The sequence below is a fragment of the Streptomyces sp. NPDC059828 genome, assembly GCF_042731955.1.
Classification (GTDB): domain Bacteria; phylum Actinomycetota; class Actinomycetes; order Streptomycetales; family Streptomycetaceae; genus Streptomyces.
Window position 1 is genome coordinate 1 of record NZ_JBHWIW010000074.1, and the last position, 21920, is coordinate 21920.

At 70.4% G+C, this 21920-nt stretch carries 21 protein-coding genes and 1 riboswitch; of the genes, 12 read left to right on the forward strand and 9 right to left on the reverse strand.

Going from position 1 to position 21920, the window contains the following annotated elements:
* Positions 1 to 20 precede the first annotated feature (20 nt).
* Entirely contained in the window at positions 21 to 1991 is a 1971-nt protein-coding gene (locus tag ACFV6V_RS29610; RefSeq protein WP_385570911.1) for a sulfatase, read from the reverse strand.
* Positions 1992 to 2023: 32 nt separating this feature from the next.
* Here ACFV6V_RS29610 and ACFV6V_RS29615 point away from each other — a divergent pair, with 32 nt between their 5' ends.
* Positions 2024 to 2791 carry a DUF1775 domain-containing protein gene (locus tag ACFV6V_RS29615; RefSeq protein WP_385570912.1) on the forward strand — a complete coding sequence of 256 codons (768 nt, stop codon included), beginning with the start codon at positions 2024 to 2026 and terminating at the stop codon, positions 2789 to 2791.
* Positions 2792 to 2832: 41 nt separating this feature from the next.
* Here the strand turns inward: ACFV6V_RS29615 and ACFV6V_RS29620 are convergent, their stop codons facing one another.
* Positions 2833 to 3408, reverse strand: coding sequence for a histidine phosphatase family protein (locus ACFV6V_RS29620; protein ID WP_385570913.1), 576 nt, complete (start codon positions 3406 to 3408; stop codon positions 2833 to 2835).
* A gap of 116 nt (positions 3409 to 3524) precedes the next feature.
* Positions 3525 to 3694, forward strand: a riboswitch (cobalamin riboswitch).
* Positions 3695 to 3733: 39 nt separating this feature from the next.
* Here ACFV6V_RS29620 and ACFV6V_RS29625 point away from each other — a divergent pair.
* Both ACFV6V_RS29625 and ACFV6V_RS29630 read left to right on the forward strand, forming a co-directional pair.
* Positions 3734 to 3961 (forward strand): CbtB domain-containing protein, encoded by a 228-nt coding sequence (locus ACFV6V_RS29625; RefSeq protein WP_385570914.1) that lies wholly within the window; start codon positions 3734 to 3736, stop codon positions 3959 to 3961.
* Positions 3962 to 3992: 31 nt separating this feature from the next.
* Positions 3993 to 4784 carry a CbtA family protein gene (locus ACFV6V_RS29630; RefSeq protein WP_385570915.1) on the forward strand — a complete coding sequence of 264 codons (792 nt, stop codon included), beginning with the start codon at positions 3993 to 3995 and terminating at the stop codon, positions 4782 to 4784.
* 130 nt (positions 4785 to 4914) lie between these two features.
* On the opposite strand, the gene ACFV6V_RS29635 is transcribed toward ACFV6V_RS29630, so the two are convergent.
* Positions 4915 to 5562 (reverse strand): alpha/beta fold hydrolase, encoded by a 648-nt coding sequence (locus tag ACFV6V_RS29635; RefSeq protein ID WP_385570916.1) that lies wholly within the window; start codon positions 5560 to 5562, stop codon positions 4915 to 4917.
* A gap of 236 nt (positions 5563 to 5798) precedes the next feature.
* Between ACFV6V_RS29635 and ACFV6V_RS29640 the strand changes: the two genes are divergently transcribed.
* On the forward strand, positions 5799 to 6524 hold the full coding sequence (locus tag ACFV6V_RS29640; protein ID WP_385570917.1) for a response regulator: 726 nt from the start codon (positions 5799 to 5801) through the stop codon (positions 6522 to 6524).
* 14 nt (positions 6525 to 6538) lie between these two features.
* A complete protein-coding gene (locus ACFV6V_RS29645; RefSeq protein ID WP_385570931.1) occupies positions 6539 to 7687 on the forward strand; it encodes a sensor histidine kinase in 1149 nt (382 codons plus the stop codon).
* 134 nt (positions 7688 to 7821) lie between these two features.
* On the opposite strand, the gene ACFV6V_RS29650 is transcribed toward ACFV6V_RS29645, so the two are convergent.
* On the reverse strand, positions 7822 to 8730 hold the full coding sequence (locus ACFV6V_RS29650) for a polyphosphate kinase 2 family protein (protein WP_385570918.1): 909 nt from the start codon (positions 8728 to 8730) through the stop codon (positions 7822 to 7824).
* Positions 8731 to 8852: 122 nt separating this feature from the next.
* Between ACFV6V_RS29650 and ACFV6V_RS29655 the strand changes: the two genes are divergently transcribed.
* Positions 8853 to 9929: an NAD(+)/NADH kinase gene (locus tag ACFV6V_RS29655; protein ID WP_385570919.1), complete on the forward strand. Its 1077-nt coding sequence runs from the start codon at positions 8853 to 8855 to the stop codon at positions 9927 to 9929.
* 232 nt (positions 9930 to 10161) lie between these two features.
* Here the strand turns inward: ACFV6V_RS29655 and ACFV6V_RS29660 are convergent, their stop codons facing one another.
* Entirely contained in the window at positions 10162 to 10935 is a 774-nt protein-coding gene (locus tag ACFV6V_RS29660) for a tetratricopeptide repeat protein (protein ID WP_385570920.1), read from the reverse strand.
* A 462-nt stretch (positions 10936 to 11397) separates the two neighbouring features.
* Between ACFV6V_RS29660 and ACFV6V_RS29665 the strand changes: the two genes are divergently transcribed.
* Positions 11398 to 11772, forward strand: a complete 375-nt coding sequence (locus ACFV6V_RS29665) for a hypothetical protein (protein ID WP_385570921.1) — start codon at positions 11398 to 11400, stop codon at positions 11770 to 11772.
* A 533-nt stretch (positions 11773 to 12305) separates the two neighbouring features.
* Here the strand turns inward: ACFV6V_RS29665 and ACFV6V_RS29670 are convergent.
* Complete coding sequence (locus ACFV6V_RS29670) at positions 12306 to 12695, reverse strand: VOC family protein (protein ID WP_385570922.1); 390 nt, start codon at positions 12693 to 12695, stop codon at positions 12306 to 12308.
* A 350-nt stretch (positions 12696 to 13045) separates the two neighbouring features.
* Between ACFV6V_RS29670 and ACFV6V_RS29675 the strand changes: the two genes are divergently transcribed.
* The gene (locus ACFV6V_RS29675; protein WP_385570923.1) at positions 13046 to 13699 is read left to right on the forward strand and encodes a TetR/AcrR family transcriptional regulator; all 654 of its coding nucleotides are present in this window, start codon (positions 13046 to 13048) and stop codon (positions 13697 to 13699) included.
* Positions 13700 to 13886: 187 nt separating this feature from the next.
* On the opposite strand, the gene ACFV6V_RS29680 is transcribed toward ACFV6V_RS29675, so the two are convergent.
* From ACFV6V_RS29680 to ACFV6V_RS29690, 3 genes are all read right to left on the reverse strand, one after another.
* Complete coding sequence (locus ACFV6V_RS29680; protein ID WP_385570924.1) at positions 13887 to 14159, reverse strand: hypothetical protein; 273 nt, start codon at positions 14157 to 14159, stop codon at positions 13887 to 13889.
* Between the two features lie 124 nt (positions 14160 to 14283).
* A complete protein-coding gene (locus ACFV6V_RS29685) occupies positions 14284 to 14430 on the reverse strand; it encodes a hypothetical protein (protein ID WP_385570925.1) in 147 nt (48 codons plus the stop codon).
* 22 nt (positions 14431 to 14452) lie between these two features.
* Complete coding sequence (locus tag ACFV6V_RS29690; protein ID WP_385570926.1) at positions 14453 to 15007, reverse strand: DUF5994 family protein; 555 nt, start codon at positions 15005 to 15007, stop codon at positions 14453 to 14455.
* Between the two features lie 272 nt (positions 15008 to 15279).
* On the opposite strand from ACFV6V_RS29690, the gene ACFV6V_RS29695 reads away from it, so the two are divergent.
* From ACFV6V_RS29695 to ACFV6V_RS29710, 4 genes are all read left to right on the forward strand, one after another.
* Positions 15280 to 15774: a DUF5994 family protein gene (locus ACFV6V_RS29695; protein WP_385570927.1), complete on the forward strand. Its 495-nt coding sequence runs from the start codon at positions 15280 to 15282 to the stop codon at positions 15772 to 15774.
* A gap of 747 nt (positions 15775 to 16521) precedes the next feature.
* Positions 16522 to 18267 (forward strand): protein kinase, encoded by a 1746-nt coding sequence (locus ACFV6V_RS29700; protein WP_385570928.1) that lies wholly within the window; start codon positions 16522 to 16524, stop codon positions 18265 to 18267.
* Positions 18268 to 18474: 207 nt separating this feature from the next.
* Positions 18475 to 19824 (forward strand): FG-GAP and VCBS repeat-containing protein, encoded by a 1350-nt coding sequence (locus tag ACFV6V_RS29705; RefSeq protein ID WP_385570929.1) that lies wholly within the window; start codon positions 18475 to 18477, stop codon positions 19822 to 19824.
* A gap of 820 nt (positions 19825 to 20644) precedes the next feature.
* Complete coding sequence (locus ACFV6V_RS29710; protein WP_385570930.1) at positions 20645 to 20860, forward strand: hypothetical protein; 216 nt, start codon at positions 20645 to 20647, stop codon at positions 20858 to 20860.
* Positions 20861 to 21920 lie beyond the last annotated feature (1060 nt).

A 21920-nucleotide genomic window follows, 5' to 3' on the forward strand; every position in this document is an offset into this window, starting at 1 on the left:
GGTCCGTGCTTCGGTACTCCTCAGCGGGTGGCGGAGAAGGTGCTCAGGAACCGGTCCCGGAAGCTGTCCATCCGCCAGACCGGGGCCTTCGCGCCGGGCTTGAGCCCGTCCTCCCAGCCCCACCCGGAGACCCGGTCCAGCACCGCCTGGTCATGGGCGACGATCGCCACGGGCACATCGCGGCCCAGATTGCCGCGGGTGACCGTCGAGACGGGCTGGTGGTCGCCCAGGAAGACCAGCACCGTGTTCTTGTCGCCGTACTTCTCGACGTACGAGATCAGGCTGTTGAGGGAGTACTCGATGGCGCGCCGGTACTCGGTGCGCACCTGGTCGGGGTCCTGCCACACCTCCTCGGGGCTCTTGCCCTCCTCCTTGATGGAGTCGTAGACCGAGCCGTCGCCGACCTGGTCCCAGCCGATCATCCTGGGTATCGGGGCCCAGGGGTTGTGGCTGGAGGCGAGGATGATCTCCGCCATCATCGGCCCCCGCTCGGCCCTGCCGTGCTCGAGGCGTTCGAACGCCGCCAGGCTGTACTGGTCGGGCACGGGCGTCCAGCTGAACTTCGGCCCCTGGTAGCCCAGCTTCCCGGAGTCGTACACGTGGTCCAGCCCGTAGAACTTCCCCTCGGGCCAGGACCGGGTGACACCCGGCATGATGCCGACCGTGCGCCACGCCCCCGTACGCCGGAAGGCGCTGGTGAGGGTCATCCGGTCGCTTGCGGTGAGGCTGCGGTAGCGCTGCTGGTTCTTGATCCACAGGCCCGAGTTGAAGGTGGAGTGGGCCAGCCAGCTCCCGCCGCCGTAGGTCGGCGAGGTGAGGAAGGCGCTGCGCGAGGAGAAGCCAGCCGCGCGCAGCCGCTGCGTACCGTCCGCGAGCACGGCGTCGACCTGCGAGGCCATCGCCGGATCCTGCACGGCGCTGCGGCCGTAGCTCTCGATGAAGGTGAAGATGACGTCCTTGCCGCGCAGCCCGCTCAGCAACTGGTCCGGGGGCGTGGCCCGGAAGGCGTCGACGCGGGACTCCTTGGCGAACTGCTCCTTGTCCTTCAGCCCGGCTCGCACCTGGTGCACCCGCTCCTGGGCGAGATCGGCCGTGGTCCCGGAGGCGAAGGGGAGCCCCACCGACGTCTGCGGACCGAGCAGCGCCAGCACCATCCACAGGGAGCCGAACACGAAGGTGCCCTGGGTGGCCACGGCGCTGTGTCGCACCACCAGGTGGCTCACCCTGACGACCGCCAGGGATATGAGAACCAGCAGGGCGAGTACGAGGAGCACCACCCCGGTCTCGGCGGCGATCGCGCCGGTCCTGCCGACGGAGTCCTCCAGGAACGACTTGGCGTCGTCGAACAGGATCCAGTCCAGCACGAGGTCGAAGGGCCGGTCCAGCACGGAGAAGAACCCCATGTCGAGGAACTTCAGGACCGTCAGCACCCCCAGTACGGCCCCGCCGGCCGCCGCCGTGACGCGCCTCGCCCGCGGGCGGAGGGCCTGGAGGACGAGGAGGAGCGCGGCGCCGAAGAGCCCTTCGACGGGGATGCGGAAGAAGACCCCGGAGGTGAGGTAGCCGGGCTTGTTCGGCACGAGCAGGGCCAGGAACACGAGCGTGGCGGCCAGTGCGGTGGTGGAATGCCTGACGACCCGCGCCGCGCCTGGATGCCGGCCGCGCCACCCGCGTACGGCACCGGGGGTGGGAGCGGCCCCGGCCTCTTCGGCGGAGTCCGGGCCGGATCGCGCTGTGCCGGGTGCGGCGGGCACCTCCGGCTCTGCTCTGGCCTGCCTCGGGAGCCTGACCCGTCTCGGCTGCGCATCTTGCTGCTCTTGCTGCTCTTGCGATTCCTGCTGTTCTTGGCGAGAGCGCGTCCAGGGCGTCACCCGAGGATCCTTCCGTACTGGCCCGGTGAGGCACGACGGCCCGGACCCGGGAAGCCCGGGGTCGCCGTTATCAGTACGGCTCGGCGATCCCATCAGTTCAAGCCGTGGCCCGTGCCCCATGATGGGGCAGCCCAACACTTCGGGAGTCACCCGTGTCTCACAGCACCACCGCCGGCACTACGGCGCGCACCGCGCGCCGTCTCTCCGTCCTCACCGGAGCCGCGTTCGCGGCCTCGCTCGCCTTCGCCGTCCCCGCATCGGCACACGTGGAGGTCGAGGCGGAGGGCGCCGCGGCCCTCGCCGAGAACGTCACGCTGGACTTCAGCGCCGAGTCCGAGTCCGACAGCGCGGGCATCAGCAAGATGGAGGTCATCCTCCCCGAGGGCATCGTCCCGGCCGACATCACCTACAAGGAGGGTCCGGACGGCTGGAAGTTCGCGGCCACACCGCGCGGATACACCGTCTCCGGCCCCGCGGTCGGGGTCGGCGATGACGTCGAGTACTCCGTGACCGTACGGCAGTTGCCCGACGCCAAGTCGCTGGCGTTCAAGACCCTCCAGACATACGGCGACGGGCGGGTCGACCGCTGGATCGAGCTGGAGCAGTCCGGCGGCGGGGACGGCCACGGTCACAGTCATGGGGACGGCAACCCGGCGCCGCTGCTCGCCCTGAAGCCCGCGGCGCCCGGGGCCAAGCCGGTGGCGCCCAGCCCGAGCGCCGCACCGGAGAAGTCCCCGGTGATGGGGACCCCGGCGAGCGAGGCCCCGGCGAAGCGCGCGACCGGGCAGCAGGGACCCGAGCAGGAGCGGGAGAGCGACGGCGGCTCGCCGCCCGCCCCCGCGCTGGTCATCGGTGCGGTGCTGCTGGCCGCCCTCGCCGGTGGTGCTGTGTGGTGGAAGCGCCGGAGTGCCTCTGCCTGACCGCTTCGGCAGTGTGCGGCCTCCCTGTGCCTTTGTGTTGTCTACGGGGAGGCCGTCGCGATCAGCCGCAGATTCCACCGTCCCGCACGGCCGGTGAGGCCGACACCGGACAGCGGTGGCACGTCGATCCGCCAGAACGCGGACAGCGGCGCGCCGAGCGCGTGCACGCTCGCGGCCCGTACGACGGCCGGCTCGACCACGCCCAGCACGCCCCGCCCGGCGTCCTGCGGCAGTTCGTCCAGCCAGGCGCCGATCCGCAGGCACAGCTCCCGCACGGACTCCCCGCCGTGCGGTGCCGCCCCGGGGTCGGTGGTCCATTCCCCGACGGGCTCGGGGCCCACGGCCGCCACCACATCGGCGAGCGAGCGCCCCTGCCAGTCCCCGTAGTCCAGATCGCGGAGTCGGTCGTCGACGGCCGCGTCGAGTCCCAGCGCCTGTACCGTCTGCCCGCACCGTACGGACGGCGCCCTGAGCACCACCGATGCGGCGGGCAGCGCGGCCGCCGCGGCCCTGGCCTCGCGTACGCCCCGTTCGTCGAGTGGTCCGTCACCGAACCGCGCTTCGCCGCGTGCCGAGGGGCCGGCTGCCGCGCACAGCAGTGTCAGCCTGATCGACATTTGGCCGGATTCCTCCCCGTGTTGACTGGCCCGCTCCCGGGCCGTTCCGGATCCTACGGCCGCCCGCGCACCCCGCCCGAGCGCCCCTGTGTGATGAAGATCGCTGGTCAAAGGCCCTATTGGCGGCGGGTTCGCGGACCGATACCCTTCCTCCGAAAGGATGACGGCATACACGGAAGTCCGGTGAGAAACCGGCACGGTCGCGCCACTGTGTGCCAGGCGGTCAAGTCCCTTGCCGGGGACGGGTCCGCCGGGTGAGTCAGACCCGTGATCGTCATCGCGTGCACCACCGAAAGCGGGACGCGTGTTCCCGAGGAGGTCCGGTATGGCCCAGTCCGCCATCACACCCGTCGAAATCCCCGTTTCCCAGCCCGTCGTGGCGAAGCTCCCGGTCCGCGTCGTCGCGCCCTGGGCCGCCTTCTTCGGTCTGCTGATGCTCGTCCTGCTCTACTTCGTCGGTGCCGAACAGGGCGCCTTCTCCGTGTTCTCCGGCGAGGGCGTCCACGAGTGGGTCCACGACGGCCGTCATCTGCTCGGCTTCCCGTGCCACTGATACGCATACGCACGGAACAGGACATCAGCACATGAACTCCGCAACCGTAAGGGCCCTCCTGGTCCGCGGCATGCTCGCGGGCGTGCTCGCCGGGCTGCTCTCGTTCGGACTCGCCTACCTCATCGGTGAACCGCAGGTCGACGCCGCCATCGCCGTCGAGGAGGCGGGCGCGGCTCACCACGGCCACGGCGGTGGCGGTGGCGAGCCGGAAGAGGAACTGGTCAGCCGCGCGGTGCAGTCGACCGCCGGTCTGAGCACGGCCGTTCTGGTCTACGGCACGGCACTCGGCGGCATCACGGCACTGGCGCTCTGCTTCGCGCTCGGCCGCGTGGGGGCCTTCGGCGCACGCGTCACGGCCGCGTTCGTCGCGGCGGGGGGCTTCCTCGCCGTCGCGTTCGTACCGTTCCTCAAGTATCCGGCCAACCCGCCCGCCGTCGGCGACCCGGAGACCCTCAACCAGCGCACCGCGATGTTCTTCCTGATGATCGTGCTCAGCGTGCTGCTGCTGATCGGGGCGGTGCTGGTCGGCAAGAGGCTCGCGCCGCGCTGGGGCAACTGGAACGCGACGATCGCCGCGGGCGCCGCCTTCGCCGTGGCGGTCGGGATCGCACTGGCCTTCCTCCCGGCGGGCGACGCGATCCCGGAGCACTTCCCGGCCGATGTCCTGTGGCAGTTCCGTCTGGCGTCGATCGGCGTCCAGGCCCTGCTGTGGGCCGCGCTCGGACTGATCCTCGGCGAGCTGGCCCAGCGGGTGCTGGAGCCCAAGCCCGCGCAGGCGTCACGGCAGTCGGCGGAGCCGGCCGCTTCGGTGCCCGCGAGCTGAGGCACGCGACACGAATGGACCCCGCCCGGGGGCGCGCTCGGGCGGGGTCCTTCTTTTTGGTCTACCTCTCGGTCTTCTTCCCGGTCCTTTGCTGTGGTCCTTCTTCGTAGTCCTTCTTGGTGATCCTGCTTCAGACCAGGACCCGGGCGGGCCGCCGCGTGAGGTGCGCGGTGAGGAAGGCCCACATCGCGGGTGCCATCCACTGGGCCACGTCCTCCGCGCTGCACAGATCTGCGGTGAAGCTGAGGTTGGCGAGTTTCCCCTGCGGGAGTACGCGGGCCAGCTCCTCGGCCAGGCTCGGCGCGTGCGTGTGTCTGTGCGTGTGTACGCGGCGCCGGTGGTGCCGTTCGCCACCGGGGATGATCAGGGTGGGTACGGAGACGGCGGCCAGTGCCGCCATGCCCCCGAAGGCGCGGGCGATGTCCTCGGGGCCCAGGTCGTCGGGGTTGATGACGACCGTCGCCGCGATGCGCTCGGGATCGTCTGCGGCCGCGCGGAGCGCGATGGCGGCGCCCGTGCCCGTACCGCCGACGGCCGCCTTGCGCAGTCCGAGATGGCCGACGAGCGACGCCACGTCGTCGGCGTCCCGCGCCTCGGCGACTGTCACGGTGTAGCTGTCGGTGAGCCGGCGGGCCAGGGGGAGCAGCCCGCGGTGGTCCGGTCCGCCTGAACTGTGCAGTCCGCCTGAGTCGTGCAGGAGGATCACAGCCGGTCCCATGCCCAGCCGGGTGGCGTGTAGGGGGTGACCGTCACTGCCGCGATAGCTGAACGTCTCCATGCCCTGTCCTCCGGTCCCGCACGGTCGCGCTGTCGGGGAGCCGACACCTCGTGCGTCATATGCTCAAGAGTCAAGGAAGCTGCCCGATACAACCATCCGGCAGTCGTCCGGAACCGCCCCCGCCGGGTGGCGGGCGCGTCCCCGCCGCCCGGCCGGGACAAGCCATCGCGACACCGGCCGGCATGGTACGAAATGGTGCTTATCGGGTAGTGGTCCGACGGGCGAGTGGAGCACACGTGATCCGGGTACTGGTGGTCGACGACGAAGCCCTGATCCGCACGGGCTTCCAGCACATCCTCGACGCGGCCGACGACATCGAGGTCGTCGCGGCCGTCCCCGGTGGCGAAGCGGTCAGGACCGCCGAGGAGCGTCGCCCCGACGTGGTGCTGCTCGACATCCGGATGCCGGACGTGGACGGGCTCACCGTGCTGGCCGCGCTGCGCAAGCTGCCGCAACCGCCCGTGGTCGCCATGCTCACGACCTTCGACATGGACGAGTACGTGGCCACGGCCCTGCGCTCGGGGGCTGCCGGTTTCCTGCTCAAGGACACCGACCCCGAGGCGCTGCCCTATCTGGTGCGGACCCTGGCCGACGGGGGAGCAGTACTGTCCTCCAAGATCACCCGCACGGTCGTGGACCGCTACCTCGAAACCGGCGCGGGCTCCCACGAGAGCGCGGCCCGGGGCTTCGGCCTGCTGACCGAGCGCGAACGTGCCGTGCTCGTGCTCGTCGCCGAGGGGCTCTCCAACGGGGACATCGCCACGCGGATGCATCTGAGCACCGGCACGGTGAAGGACCATGTCAGCGCGATCCTCACCAAGCTGGAGGTGGGCAGCCGGGTCCAGGCCGCCCTGCTCGCCGAGCGGGCCGGGCTGCTCAGGCCGCCGCGCACGGAGGGGCAGAAGGCGGACGGGTCGCGTACGGGGGAGGAGCCGTGCACCCGTAACGAGGAGGCGCCATGATCCCCCGTGGAATCATGCACGGCGCGGTGGTCGACCACACGGTGGCCGAGCACGGCTCGCTGCCGAGACGGCTGCCCACCCCGCTGGTCAATGCCGCCCTGGTCGCGTTCTCGCTGTTCGACGCCTGGATCCAGGTCGGCACCCATGACCCGCTGCTGCTGTCCTTCGCGCTGGTCGCCGCGTTGTCGCTGCTGCTGCGCCACCGGCTGCCGCTGCTCACGTTCATCGTCACGCTGCCCGCCGTCATGGTGTCCGACGCCGTCTTCGCCGCCCTGGTCGCGCTGTACACGCTGGCCTCGCTCACCCGCCACCGGGTCCTGCTGGCGGTCTGCGCGCTGGCCTTCACGGTCTGCGACACCATCAAGTGGCCGTCTGCCTCCATCGACCTGTCCAGCACCCAGAGCCTCGTCGCACTGGGCTACTCGGCGGCCACGGCCGCCGCCCCCGTGTTCCTCGGCCAGCTCGTCCAGACCCGGCGCGATCTTTCCCTCCGGCTCGCCGAGATCTCCGAGGCTCGCGACCACGAGCGCCTGCTGACCGCCCAGAGCATGCTGTCCCAGGAACGCGCTCAGCTCGCCCGCGAGATGCACGACGTGGTCTCCCACCAGGTGAGCCTGATCGCGGTACGGGCCGGAGCGCTCCAGGTGGGCACCCAGGACGCCGAGGTGCGGGATGCGGCCGCCACGATCCGGCGCCTGAGCGTGCAGACACTGGACGAACTGCGGCACATGGTCAGCGTGCTGCGCGCCTCAGGGGGCCGCCCCACGGAGCTCACCCCGCAGCCGTCCGTGGCCGACCTGCGTCGGCTGGTCGACAGCAGCGGTATCGAGGTGGAGCTGTGCACGAATCTGCCCGACGGGCTGCCGGCGACCGTCCAGCGCGCGATCTACCGCACCGTCCAGGAGGCGCTGACCAACGTACGCAAGCACGCGCCCGGTGCCACGGCGACGGTACGCGTCCGCCACGAGGAGGGCGCGGTGCACGTCAGCGTCACCAACACCGCCCCGACCCGGCCCGCCCTCCCGCTGCCCAGCGCGCACTACGGGCTGGTCGGTCTGCGGCAGCGGGCGGCACTGCTCGGCGGCACGGTCACATCGGGCCCGACGGCCGACGGCGGCTACGAACTGCGTCTCGAGCTGCCGGCCAGGGGCGACACGGCGTGACGAGGCGCGTCGGAGGCAGGTTCGGTGCAGGCGCGGCGCGACGAGACGCAGCCCGACGAAGACGCGAAAGCCAGGCGGCGCGAAAGACCAGGCGACCCGAAGCAGGGGGCGCGAAAGCCGAGGGGACGCGTAGGTCAGGGCTCTTCACGCTCCAGCTCGCGCTTGGCCGCCAGGAGCTCCCTGCGTGCCTCCTCGCCCACCACGGGGAACTGCGGATCGATCTCCATGAGGGTGTGCGCCAGCACCGCCGACGTGCAGATCCGGGCGAACCACTTGCGGTCCGCCGGTACGACGTACCAGGGTGCCCACTCCGTACTGGTCGCCGACAGCATCTCGGAGAAGGCCTGCTGGTACTCGTCCCAGTGCCGCCGCTCCCGTACATCCGCGGCCGAGAACTTCCAGTTCTTCTCCGGCACGTCGATCCGCTGGAGGAAACGCCCCCGCTGCTCCTTCTTCGAGAGGTTCAGGAAGACCTTGACCACCCGGAACCCGTTGTCGCTGAGATACCGCTCCCAGTCGTTGACGGCCCGGTAGCGGCGCTCCCAGAGCGCGGGACCGCGGGCGTCCTCCGGCAGCCGCTGCCGGTCGAGGTGCTCCGGGTGCACGCGTACCACGAGGACCTCCTCGTAGTGCGACCGGTTGAAGATGGCGATCTCGCCGCGTGACGGCAGCCTGCACGCGTAGCGCCAGAGGTAGTCATGGCCGAGTTCCTCGGACGACGGCACCTTGAAGCTGCTCACCCGGACGCCCTGCGGGTTCACCCCGCTCATGACGTGCCGGATCGTCCCGTCCTTGCCGCCCGCGTCGATCGCCTGGAGGCAGAGCAGCACACCGTGGGTGCCCTGGGCGGCCAGCCGCGTCTGGTACTCGGAGAGCAGCTCCACACCGGTCCGCAGCAGCTCCTCGGCGTCCTGCTTGTTCAGGTGCGCCTTGTAGCGGGGGTCGAAGTCCTTCGCCAGGTCCACCCGCGACCCCGGCTCCACCCGCAGCGGTCGGACGAACTCCGCGATCTGCTCTGCCCCGACATCACCGACATCAGCCATCGCCCCATTCTCGGGCCACGGGCACCGCGTCCTCAACCGCACCGCCACACCACCGCTGGCGATCAGGAGCGCCCCGGTGTGAGCTGAGTTTGAGCAGCAAGGGGGTACGGCAGGAGGCGGACATGGCGGTGGCACGAGTCGGACTCGTCGTCCACGGAGGACGCCCCGAAGCCGTCGGCGCGGCCCGGGTGGTCCGCGACTGGTGCGACGGCCACGGCATCCGCTGCACGGACATCGACGTATGGCACGACAGCGAACCGCGCCACCGCCCACGCGAGGAACTCGAGGCGGCCGGGGATCCCGACCTCATCGTCACCCTGGGCGGAGACGGCACCTTCCTGCGAGGCGCCCGTCTGGCCGCCGAGAACGACGCCCTCGTACTCGGCGTCGACCTCGGACGCGTGGGTTTCCTGACCGAGGTCCCCGTCGAGGATGTGTGCATGGCACTGGACGCCGTCCACGAGGGACGCGTCACCGCCGAGTCCCGCATGATGCTCGCGATGCGCGCCTCGTGTCCCCTGGAGCTCCCCGAGGACATGGAGATGCTGCTCCGCTACGGCCGCGGCTCGCTCCTGCCCCCGACCTGCGCCCGCCCGGACTGCGCGGCGGGCGGTGGCTGGGGCATCGCCCTGGAGGCCACCGCCCTCAACGACGTCGTCCTGGAGAAGCTGGCCCGGGACCACCAGGTGTCGGTCGGTGTCTATGTCGCGGGCAGGCTGCTGGCCTCGTACTCCGCCGACGCGCTGATGGTCGCCACCCCCACCGGCTCGACCGCGTACAGCTTCGCCGCCGGGGGCCCGGTCATCTCTCCCCGCGCCGAAGCCCTGGTCTTCACCCCCGTCGCCCCTCATATGACCTTCAACCGCTCCGTCATCGCCGCCCCCGACGAGCCCATCGCCCTGCGCCTCCTCGACCGCTCGGGCCTCGCGGTGGTCAGCATCGACGGCCAGATGCGCGGCATGCTCCATCCCGGCGAGTGGATCGGCGTCTACGCGGCCCCCCGCCCCCTGCGGGCCGTGCGCCTCGGCCCCACCGACTTCTACGGACGACTGCGTGAACGCATGCGCCTGACCGACGCCCCCGCCGCCACCGCAGACGGCGATGCCGCCCCGCTCTGGCCGCTGTCGACCCCGGCCCCGCCCGACCTGGCCCATCTGAGCCTGCCACCGGTGCGGACGGACGCGTATCCGCTGCGCTGAACGGGATTGACGCCGCGTCGGGGACACCGTCCGGCCAGGTGAGGCAGGATCGGGACCAAGCCTTCGCTGGTCTTGCCGAGACGCTGTCTGACGCGGGCGTCGACGCAACGGTCCTGACGGCGATCGCCGGGGCGGGGGCCGGCTCCGGTACGCACGAGGCCTGGCAGGCCGCTGAGGTCGTCGGGCGCCGGCGGGGGAGCAGAGGACACCCGTCCCCACGATGGCTGCCGCCTCAGCGGTACTTCGCCGTGGTCTCGACCGTCGCCCGCGCGTAGCCGTGTTGCCCGCTCAGCTCGCCCGCGCGCAGGATGTCGTCGTCGCTCATGTCACGTGCCATGAGCAACGCCTCATGCAGAGGGTCCGCATCGCCGGTGGCGATCAGGCGGAAGAACCATGTCAGCGCTTCGACGCGGTCTGGTTCGCCGACGATGCCGTCCCGGTACCAGCAGGCCACGACATGCATCGCCTTGTCGTGGCCTGCTTCAGCGGCCTGCAGGTAGGACTCCAACGCCTCAGGGTCCCTGTCCAGCGCAGCGAGCAGATCGCCAAGCGGGAGGCGGGCATCGACGACACCGCCGGCGGCAGCAGCGCGCAGCATCGCCAGAACCGATTGCGGATCCCGGCGTCCCCACCAGAGCTGGGCCAGATTGAATTGCGCCACGGCGTCACCGGTGTCAGCCGCCTCCGCGAACAGCCGCTCGGCCTTGACCAGGTCCTTGTCCACGCCGAAGCCTTCTGTGTGCAGATGCCCCAGGCTTCGCTTTCCCACCGCACTGCCCTGACTCGCAGAACGCGCGAACCACACGGCAGCCTCGGTGGGGTTCTCCTTGAACTCGAGGAGAACCCCACCGAGGACTTCCTGTGCCTGAACGTGGCCCGATTCCGCTGCCGCTCGCAGTGCCGGAAGCATCTCGTCCAACCGAGCCACGGCCTCGGGATCCCCAACGCTTGCGCCGCCTAGCAGGCGGACGGCAGTGGCCGCGACATGGGAGCGCTCTTCTGTCACGCGGCCATGCTAGGCAACCCCCGCTCCGGGCCGGATCTCGCCATCCGGCTGAGGTGTTGCGGCGGTGCGAAACCGCCTCGTGGAGGTCGGTGGGAGCGGCCCCGGGCAGGCTGCCACGCACTCGGCGTCACCAAGCCGGAGGCAGGTAAGCGGTCTTGTGGTCCTGCCCCTCCTTCGCCAGCCCTGCTGCCGGTGGAAGCACGCGCGGAGAGGCGGGTGGCCGGGAAGCAAGAGCTCGGCGGGGTCGAGAGGTGCAAATTCACCCCGTTGGGCGAGACGGGCTGCCCCCTACGCGGGCGCGCGTGACGCCGACACGCTGGACACCGGTTCCCCGTTCAACGATTTTTCCTTATATGAGGTGTCTTTGGTGGTGTTTCAGTCTTATCGGTGCATTTCGGATGTGAACATCGGTGCGTTCGACTCAGCCAGGCGCATCAGGCGCCTGCTGTGAAAGGAGCACGAATGCGGGCTTCCCGTTTTGCCGCCGCGCTGGGCGTCGCGGCTGCTGTCCTGCTGGGTGGCGCCACTGGCGCCAGTGCCGCCACCTCGCCTTCGGTGGTGTCTCATGTCATGAACGACCGCGGTGACGACCGCGGGCACGACCGCGGGCACGACCGCGGTGACGACAACCGGCGCGGTGACCGCGACGGTCGTTGGGACAACCACCGCGGCGGCCATGACGGCCGTTGGGGCCACCACCGTGGCCACCGTGACGGTCGCTGGGGCCACCACCGTGACCGCCGCTGGAGCCCGTGGGGCCACTGGGGTCACCGGCACCCCGGTCACCCCCAGCACCACGGCCACCACCGGGGTCACGACCGCCACGGCCCCCGCTGACCCTTCTCGGGGTGCCCTTCCGCTGTTGCGGGGGGCACCCCCTCCCCGCATCTCCGTACTCCTTCGGCCGATGACCGGCGAGACCGGGAAGCGAGCTCGTCCGAGAGCGGCGTGATGCGGTGGGTCCCCAAGCGTCTGGCACCGTTGCGGCGCGAGACGCTTGGCGCGGTCCGGACGAGGTGAAGAAGCCCCGGGTCCTCGGCCCGGGGCTTTCCCTTGAGGCGGGCGACGATGGGAACGCGCGCCCTGAGCGGGCGAATCGTGGCACCAAGCCCCCGACGGTCCCGTGCGATCAGGCATCGGCGTACACCCCGCAGCGCCTGGCGGTCAGGCTGCCGCTTGGTGCGCGGCGACGCGTCCGTCACGGAGCACGAGGTGCGAGCCGGTGAATCGGGACCGCATCCGGCGGTCGTGCGTGACTTCGTGCGCATCGCGCGTGGTGTGGCGTGCTGGGGCTGACGAGGGGGCAGCTCGCTACCTATGGGTGTCTCCTTCTCGGGACGGGGGCAGGGCGTGGCGGCAGAGTGCTGTGGTCAGGGGGCGGTCGGGGCTGCCCACTCGACGAACTGGACGATCACGCCGTTGGGATCGGTGATCTGGAAGAGGCGTTCGCCCCAGGGCTCCTCGCGCAGCGGCATGGTGATCTCCACGCCTTCGCCGCGCAGCCGCTTTTCCTCGTCTTCGATGCCGGTCGTGGTGAAGGCGAGGATCAGGCCGGAGGCGCGCTGGTCGCGCTGACCGGCCGGGAGGATCTGGTTCCCGCGGGCGAGCAGCACGATGTCGGCTGCGGCGTCCGCGCGGGTCAGGGAGGCGAAGCCGTCGGCAGCGGCCTGCTCCGTGTAGCCGAGGTGTGCGGTGAAGAACTGCTGGGAAGCGGCGACGTCGTCGACGGTGAGCGAGACGGTGAAGGCGGTGATCTGCACGGGTGCCTCTCCTCATGGATTCCGGTACAGGGCGTGGTGCGGGTGACGGCAGCGGGAGTCAGTAGCCGGAGCGGCGCGGCAGATTCCGGACCGGCGGCGGAACCCGTCGAGCGCGTACGCCGGGGCCTGGGGGAGGCGGGCGTCGGCTGCCGCTGGGTGGTGCCGGAGTGCGGCCGTCGAGCCCGACGGGAACCGGACCGAGGTCGACGGGCGGGATGTGGGAGGTGAAGCGGGGCTCGGGCATGGGCAGTGGAGGTCCTTCACATCAGAGAAACGTGCGACGGACGTAAACTTACTTCCGTCCCCTCGTGGGTGTCAACATAAAAATGCTACGGGTGTAAGATTGCCCCATGACTACTGACGTCGCTCCGCCTGCCGCCCCCGCTGGCCTGCGGGAGTCGAAGAAGCAAGAGACCCGGCAGCTCATCTCCGACCACGCCACCCGGCTGTTCCTCGCTCAGGGCTTCGAGCAGACCACCATCGCCGAGATCGCGATTGCGGCACGGGTCGCCAAGAAGACCGTGACCAACTACTTCGCACGCAAGGAAGATCTGGCGCTGGACCATCAGGACGCCTTCGTCGGCTCTCTGGCCCGCGCCGTGGCCACGCGTCGGCCCGGCGAATCGGCTCTCACCGCACTGCGCCGTGTCTTCATCGAAGCCGCCACCGCCGCCGAACCGGTTGCCGGGTTCTCCGGACCCGAGTTCGCCCACATGGTCGCCGACAGCCCCACTCTGTCCACCCGCCTGCGCGACCTGCACGACCTGCGTGAGGCGGCGCTTGTCGACGCCCTCGCCGAAGCCACCGGTGCGACCCCCGGCGACATCACCCCCCGCGCCGCCGCCGCCCTGCTCGCCGCCGTGCACCGTGCCCTGTTCCAGCGCATCCAGGAGCTCACCCTCGCCGGCGACGACAACTCCCGCATCACCGTGGTCATCACCGAGGAAGCGGGTATCGCCTTCGATCTCCTTGAACCCTCACTTGCCGACTACGCCACGGCGTGACGCGCCCACGACCCGAACGGCATGCGGCCACATCCGGCCCTACCCCGGCCGCCGGCGCGCCGATGCGGCGCCCGCCGTCTGCCCGCTCCTGGCATCCAGCCCATGCAACAGTTCATACCCGAGACTGACGAGCAGAGCGGAGGGTTGCCATGACCGCTCCTCCCATACTGGTTGGGGCCCGTGAACCTCAGACCTCGTTGGCGTGGGTTTCGGCGCGGCTGCCGACGGGTGTTCTGCTGCTGGCCAGCCAGGAACGGGCGGGTCCAGCGGCGGTTTCGGTGTCGACGGTGAGATGCAGGCGGGTACCGCTGCCCTGGGCCGGGTAGCTGCGCTGTTCGGTGCCGGCGAAGGAACGGCGCAGGACCTCGGCGACCGCACGGGCGGCTTCGGGGGTGGCGGCGACGATACGGATCTCGGCGTGGCCTGGCTGCGGCAGTGGCTCGTTCTCGACGGTGTACAAGACGGTGTGTTCCCTTCGGGGCGAAGCGAGAGGCCGGCGGGTGGGTTGTCCCGGGTGTCGGGTGCCCCACCCGCGGCCTTCGGTCGGAGGAGTGGTCTGAGGCCAGGTGCCCGTGAGCCTGTGGCTAGACGGCCTGGGTGGCTGCGGTCCGGTGGACGGCTGATGGCCGCGACGGGTCGCTGCAGTGATTGGTCGCGATGCGTGCGTCGTGCCGGGCGTTGAGCCGGTCGATCAGGCGCATGCCGAGCGCGGTCAGAAGAGCACCCACCATCGCGATCAGGGTCTCTATGCCGTCATCTCCGCATGTTCCCCGGCAGGCTGATCATCCGCGCGCCGACGACCGGGTGTCGGAGGGGCGGCAGGGCGGACCCACCGTCGGTCTCCCAGGCGTCCTCGCTGCTTCGGGCGTCCCGCATACGGCGGCCGGTCGCGGCTTCGTCGGACATCAGCACACCAGCAGTGAGGACGCTGCCGGGGATCGCGGCGGCAGCCATGAGCCGGGCGGCTGCGGCGGGTTCGGTCTGGGGCGGGATCACCAGCAGGTCATAGCGGCCGGTGGCGTAGGAGAGCAGGATCATCTTGTCGGGATCCTGTTCGGCGAACCAGCCCACGTGCACGGTGTGCCCGGCGACAGGAACCTTGTGCGGGACGACAGGCCAGCGGGTGGGGTTCACCGTGACGTGCGTGATGCGTCCGATGGGTCCTTCCAGCGCGTCGACCAGTGGCGGAAGCTCGGCTTCGAGGTCGCGCGAGTGAGGCCACCAAGCGCCGTCCAACTGGCCGTCGAGGGAGGTCTTCGGTGTGAGCGACAGGCGCGCCGAAAGCAAGGGAGCGGTGGCGGTGGTCATGATGCGGACCCGTCCCCGGGCCGCCCATGGACGGCCCAGTGTCTTGATCGCCGGAAACGACGTCCGCGTGGGAGCGGGTGTACGAGTTACTCCCGGTACCTTCAGCGTACTCCGCCCCGTGGCCGGGCGAGCGGCTCCGGGGCGGCCAACTCCGGCGGTGTTGGTGTGCCGGACCGACACGCGCCCCACCGCAGGGTGCGGAGTACCGTGAGACCACGGCGGCATCTCGTCGGCCGTGAGGTGCCGGCGTCCCGTGCAGGCAGGTGACCACTATGGCCGGATCCGACCCCCCCACCTCCCCGAAGACCCTTCCGGACGAGATCCACCGAGCGGTGAAGCCCGGCACGGCCCTGCTCCGGTTGCAGACCACCCACTCCCGCGAAGGCGTCCTCGACGGCGCCTGGTGGCCCCGCTCCCGGGACGTCGCGACCGAACTGCCCGCCCTGATCCAGGCGCTCACCACGCACCTCGGACCCATTACGAGGGTCGGACTGGACACCGCCGCCTGGGAGGAGGTCCCCACCCGTGTCGTCGTCGACGACCGCGTCGTACACCTCGACGCCTTCCCCGTCGGAGACGACACCGTTCTGGTCACCCGGGGCGATCACGACCACTTCGCCCTGATGGTGGTGCCACCGGACACGACACCCGACGCAGCACGGGACGCCATGGCCCGCGCGGTCCGCTTCGACAACGTCACCCAGGCCGCCGAGATCCTTGTCGCCACGCTTCCCGAACCAGCGACCGAGCGCGAGGAGTCGGGATGATCCAGACAGCGGACATCCGCGAGTGGTGCACCCACGACGCGCGGTTGCGGTGAAGCGCGCTGGCCATGACATGGCGTCCACGAAATCTCAGGGATGGCCTCAGCGTCGGTCCAGCGAACCTGGGAGTACCCGCGGGGCTCGCGCGGCCTCCAGGGCATACCCCGGAGTTGGAGCACGTGGAGGGCGCGGCAGGTCCTGAGAGGTCTAGGCCGTGTTTGAGAACTCCCGCCTGGCTCGCGACGCCTGGCACGCACACTCGCTGCGTTGTCGAATCGTCCAAGTACGCCAGCGGGTGACGCTAGTCGAACTGGCGCTCCGGGCTTGGGGGGCACCGGCCGCTTCCGGCGGGCATACCTGCTGACCTGTGGAAACGACACGTATCGGGGTGCGCTCCAGCCTCGTCCTGAAACCCGTGGTTGACCGGTGAACGCTGCCCTGTCTGGTGCGTATCCGGTGTGCTCGCCGTGCAGGCGCATCCTGCGTCATTGCTGAGCTGGGGAGCTTCCTCCGCGGGCGGGCCCGTCGTCTTCGCCTTTCCCTTGGACGGCGGAAGTCGGCACCCGGCTCTGACATCCGACGCCAGCCGGGACGCCAAGCCCGGGACCGCTGCGAGCCCACTTATGGGCGACAACCCTGGTGGACAGCCACATACTTGCGCACGGCCCCCGCCTGCCCCTCACACCCCTGCCTCTACCCTTGAGGACTTCGGATTGATGGTTCACGAACAACCACGGAACGGAGCGCGCGGTGACCGCGGGGGAAGCGCATGGCGGAGAGCTGACGGGCAAGGTACTCGGCGGGCGTTACCGGGTGACCTCCATAATCGGGCGCGGCGGCATGGGACTGGTCGCCCGGGCGGAGGACGAACTCCTGAACCGAGAGGTCGCCGTCAAGGTCCTGCGGGCTTTCACCGACACCTCCGCAGCCGAACTGGCCGACGTGCGGACCCGGATGCAGAGGGAGGCGCAGGCCGCCGCCCGTATCCGGCACAGCGGCGTGGTCACCGTGCACGACGTGACCCAGGAGCAGGGCCTCCCGGTCATCGTCATGGAACTCGTCGACGGGCCCTCGCTCGACGACGTGCTGACGGAGCGCGGCACACTGGAGCCGCGCGAAGCCGCCGCGATCGGCGCCAAGCTGATGGACGCGCTCGACGCCGCGCACCGGGCAGGCGTACTCCATCGGGACGTCAAACCGGGAAACGTGCTGATCGAGCACGGCGGCAGGGTCGTGCTCACCGATTTCGGCATCGCCAGCATGGAAGCCTCCGGCGACGACGCCATGGCCAAGCTGACCCAGAGCGGTCAACTCGTGGGTTCCCTCGACTATTTGCCGCCGGAGCGTGCGCAGGGCAGGGAGCCCGGTCCCGCGTCGGACATCTGGTCGCTCGGCATGACGCTCTACTCGGCCGTGGAAGGGACTTCGCCGTTCCGCCGCACGTCCGCGTGGTCCACCCTGTCCGCGATCGTCACCGAGCCCCTGCCGGAGCCCCGCCGGGCGGGCCCGCTCACGCCGGTGCTCCAGGCGCTGATGGCGAAGGAGCCGGAGAACCGGCCCACCGCGGAACAGGCGCGCGGCATGCTGGAGCGCGTCGCCTCGGGCGGGACGGTGCACCTCGCATCCGCCGCTCCGACTCCGGCACCCGCGCCCGCGCCCGCGCCCACGGTGGGTCCCGGGGCTGCCCCCGCACCGGCTCCCGGGTTCGGTCCCCCGCTGTTCCCCCAGCCCGCCCCGCAGTCTGAGCCTCCGCACGCCGGCTACGCGCAGCCCGGCCTGGCGCAGCACGGCGCGCCGGTCGCGGGCCACGCCGGAGTCCCCGCTCCCGAGACGAGCCGGACGGCAGACCGTCGCGCACGGCGCCGCAGCAACCGCACGGTCGTCGTCGCGGCAGCGGCCGCCGTCGTGCTCCTCGCCGCAGGCGCCGGTATCACCTACGCCCTGACCTCCCAACGAGGCGGCACGACCACGGACGGCGCACAGCCGACGCCGCCCGGCGTCGGCTCCCCCACGGGCAGCCCCTGGCCGACCGGGGGCAGCACCCCGTCGTCCGCCGGTTCTCCCGGCACGTCCCCGAAGCCGTCGACCTCGGAGGAGCCGGACGGCCACGAGGACGACGAGCTGGGTCCCACGAAGACGCCCGGCGTCGAAGGCGACAAGCCGACCGAGGGCCCCTCGGCCTCCCCGGAGACCAAGCCCAGCCCGTCGGTGAAGGAGCCCACCCCGGTGTCGACGGCCTGCACCGGCTGGGCCCACGAGAACCGCAGCGACGGCTACGGCTACCTGGCCGAGACGTCCCACCTCTACACCGGGCCGTACGCGGAATGCCAGTACGTGACCGCGGTCAAGACCGGTGTGAAGCTCTACTACCACTGCTACATCACCAACGCCCACGGCAATAAGTGGATCTACGCCCGCATCGTTGGGACGAACACCGAAGGCTGGGCCCACAGCGCCAAACTCACCAAGGAGAGCGGCAGCCTGTCCCGCTGCTAGGCGTTCCCGACCGGTGATGCCCGGGGGCGCAAGCCGCCACCGTGGTAGCCCCGCGACGGCCCGGGGCCGCTTCAGAGGCGCACTTTGGCAGTCCGCACCCGCTGGCCTGGCGGGGACGGTTGCTGCAGGGCGCCGTACCGGGGCCGTTCGCGTACAACTCTTCTGCCCCGGGGTGTGTCTCCTGTGTACTCAGATCACGGGAGACACATGTTCACGCACAGGAAGCTCCGCCTGGCTCTCGCGACGGCGACGGCCGTCTCGCTGACCGGCGGGCTGCTCGTCCTCGCGACCCAGACGGCGGCAGCGGCCACGCCCGCCAAGTACGCCGACGACTTCAACGGCGACGGTTTCCGGGACTACGCGGTCGGCTGGGCCGGCGAGGTCACCGTCACCTACGGCACGGCGACGGGCCCCGGCACCGTGACGAAGACGTTCACCCAGGACAGCGCCGGCATCCCCGGGAAGGCCGGCGACAGCGGCGGCTACGCCGATTTGTTCGGCGATCAGCTGGCGAACGCGGACTTCAACCGCGACGGATACGCCGACCTCGCCGTCGCCGACCGCAGCGAGAAGGTCGGCACGAAGGTCGCGGCCGGCGCGGTCACCATCCTGTGGGGCACCAGGTCGGGCCTCGGCACGAAGGCCACGCGCATCCCCGCCACGGCTCAGGCTCTGTACGGGTTCGGCGCCGCCCTGGCCACCGGCGACTTCAACGGCGACGGAAAGGCGGACCTGGCCGTCGCCGACGGCGTGCACACCGTCTCCATCTACCGCGGCGGCTTCTCCCAGTCCGGCACGACGGGCGCGGTCACCCGGCACGGGTACTCGGACACTCTGGAACCGACCGGCCTCGTCGCCGGAAATGTCACCAAGGACAAGGCGACCGACCTGTACGTCCTCGGCCAGGGCTACAAGAACGACAAGATGACCCAGGCCGCCTGGTTCCTGCGCGGCGGCACCACGGTCAAGGCGGGCGCGGTCACGACGTACGACACGTCGTCACCGGACTACAGCCCGACCGGAGTCATCGCCGATTTCGACAAGAACGGCTACGGGGACCTGGCCGTCAGCGACACCCCGTACAACAAGCACGCGGGTTCGGTCGTCGTCCTGCGCGGCGGCTCGGGTGGCCCGACCACCTCGTACCGCCTGACCCAGACCACGGCGGGCGTGGCCACCGCCGCCACGGCGCACGACGGTTTCGGCTCCGGCCTCTCGGCCGGCGACACCGACCGCGACGGCTACCCGGACCTGGCGGTGGGCGTGCCCGAGGAGACGGTCGGCACGCTCAAGCAGGCGGGCGGCGTGCACGTCCTGCGGGGCGGTGCGCACGGGCTCAGCGGCACCGGCTCCAGGTGGTTCACCCGCGCCACCGCCGGCGTACCCGGCAAGGCCACGCCGTACGAGGCCTTCGGCCAGCTCGTCCGCCTGCGCGACTTCGACCGGGACGGCGACGCCGACCTGCTGGTGTCGGGTGTGCTGCTCCGGGCGGGTGCGGCCGGTGTCACGGCCGATGGTGCGACGGAGCTCGCGCTGGTCCCCGCGTTCCCGCAGTAGGACGCCCGTTCGCAGGCTGAGGAGCCCACCGGATCCGTTCCGATGCTGTTGGTGAGTCCGGGGCCTGCGTGACGACGGCCTGCACGACCCCGTTGGGGTTGTGCAGGCCGTCGACGTGTATCTGAGGCGGTTCGTGTCGTGTCCCCGGCCGTTGGCTTCGTTCAACTCCAGGAAAAGCGTTCGTCGATGGGTGGCGGAGGCGGTTGGGGATCCGCCGACACGATGGTCCGCGCCGGGCAGTCCTGGGAGAAGACGCGTTGATCTACCAGCATTCGGGTATCCAGCGACAGCAGGAAGCGGCGAGCGGGCTGGATCAGCTCGTGCGTGCTGCCCGTCAGAAGACGAAGGAGACCTTCTGGTGCGGATCTGGTGCGCGACGCTTAAACCGGCCGAGACAACAAAGAAGCCCCGGGCCGGTGGCCTGGGGCTTTCTGGTGGAGCGGGTGACGAGAGTCGAACTCGCGCTCTGAGCTTGGGAATCACCGCGCTCCGGCTGCCCGATCTGCATCCTGACCAGGTACAACGGGTGCTGAAATGAAGCCCGGAGGCCTGGTCCGGCATCCGCTGTTGACCGTGGTTTCCCGTCTCGTTGGGCACGGATCGGGCACGGACTACCCCCTCGATGCGAACTACGGGCGGGGCGGTCACTGAGCCCTACCAGGCTGCCTGACCGGCTCCTCAGAGGCTCTGTCCGACGGGTCGCGTCACCGACTCCGCAAACGACAGCAAGGTCACCCGAACGGCTCAACATGACGTGTCGCACACTGAACATTAGGCTGACTAGTGTTCTAACCGAGGCAATCCGTGAAAGGCGAACCAAATGCGCATTCGACGAATCCTCGCCGCAGTCTTCGCCACGGCAGCCCTCGCCGGACTCGGCCTCACAGGCGCCGCCACCGCCACCGCCTCCGCCACCGTCACCCCGGCCAGCGTCACCCCGGGTGAGTGCACGGACGGCGGCGGAACGATCGATCGGTCGACGCCCGTGCTCCCGACCTGCCGGGGCGGTATGTACGACGGGCAGACGGTCGACTAAACCCCACTAGGGCCCGTTGCGAAAGTGGATCGGCGCCCCGCAGCCACGCGTTGCGGGGCGCTCCCTCGCCAGCGTTCCCCCTCGGCTGACGGCAACGTACCTGGGGGGCGTGACGATCGCACACAGGCCCGATGAGGTTGGCGGAGCGGCTTTGGGCGGGAGCTGCCATGGGGCGAGAGATCGGGGCCCGTACGCTGGTCGCGACTCGGGCAGTCTCTGGACCTGCCCGCAATAGCCCGATGTGGGCCCCGATCTTCGAGGCTCGCCCATGGTGTGGCTGCCTAAAGCCGTGGAGCCGACCGGGCCCAGCCACCGCGGGCTACCGTCCACCGCTCGGGCGTCGGGTGTGCCAGTCACAGAACCATCGTCGTGGACGAAGAGGTTCCGAGACAGCCTGCACACACGGCTTCTGCGAGGATGGAGCTGGATCGATTCGACATGGCTTCGACTCCTTCGGATCGATTGGGGCCACGCCCGCAGTCATCGGGTGCGGCCCATTGCAACCTGCCCTACATCTCGCCAGGTTCGGCCTTGCTCCAGCGAGCCACGGTGGCTCGCGAGATACTCGTCGGCTCAGCGACCCGCCTATACGGGACGCCGGCTTCGACCGCCTCCAGGACGAGAGGCCGCAGAGCAGCATCCAGTCGCTCCAACTCGGCAGCCAGGCGCGCCCGCTCTGCCCCCGGCTCCAACAGCCGCTGCACGGCCCTGGCACCGGGCATCCTCGGGCGTGCCAGCCGGAGCACTCTCAACGGGCGATGCTTGACGCCGAGGTGTCGACCTCTGCACGGGCTTGCTACGTTGCCGATTCCGCCGATTGGGCATGCCTACATGCTGCCGATGTGTCTCATGCAAGACAGGCCATCCCTCAAGAGACGCATATGCCAATCCGAGGCGCTGGCGAATTCCCAGGTGAGGGCGGTAGACCGTTGCACGGAAGCCGCAAAGCGGCATCGAGAGCCGCTTGTCGGATCCCAGCTGATGCCTGACGTTCTGGTCCCAGGTGATGCTTGACGGTGGGCCTAGACAACGTAGGGAGCCCCGTGGGGCTTGTTCGCTT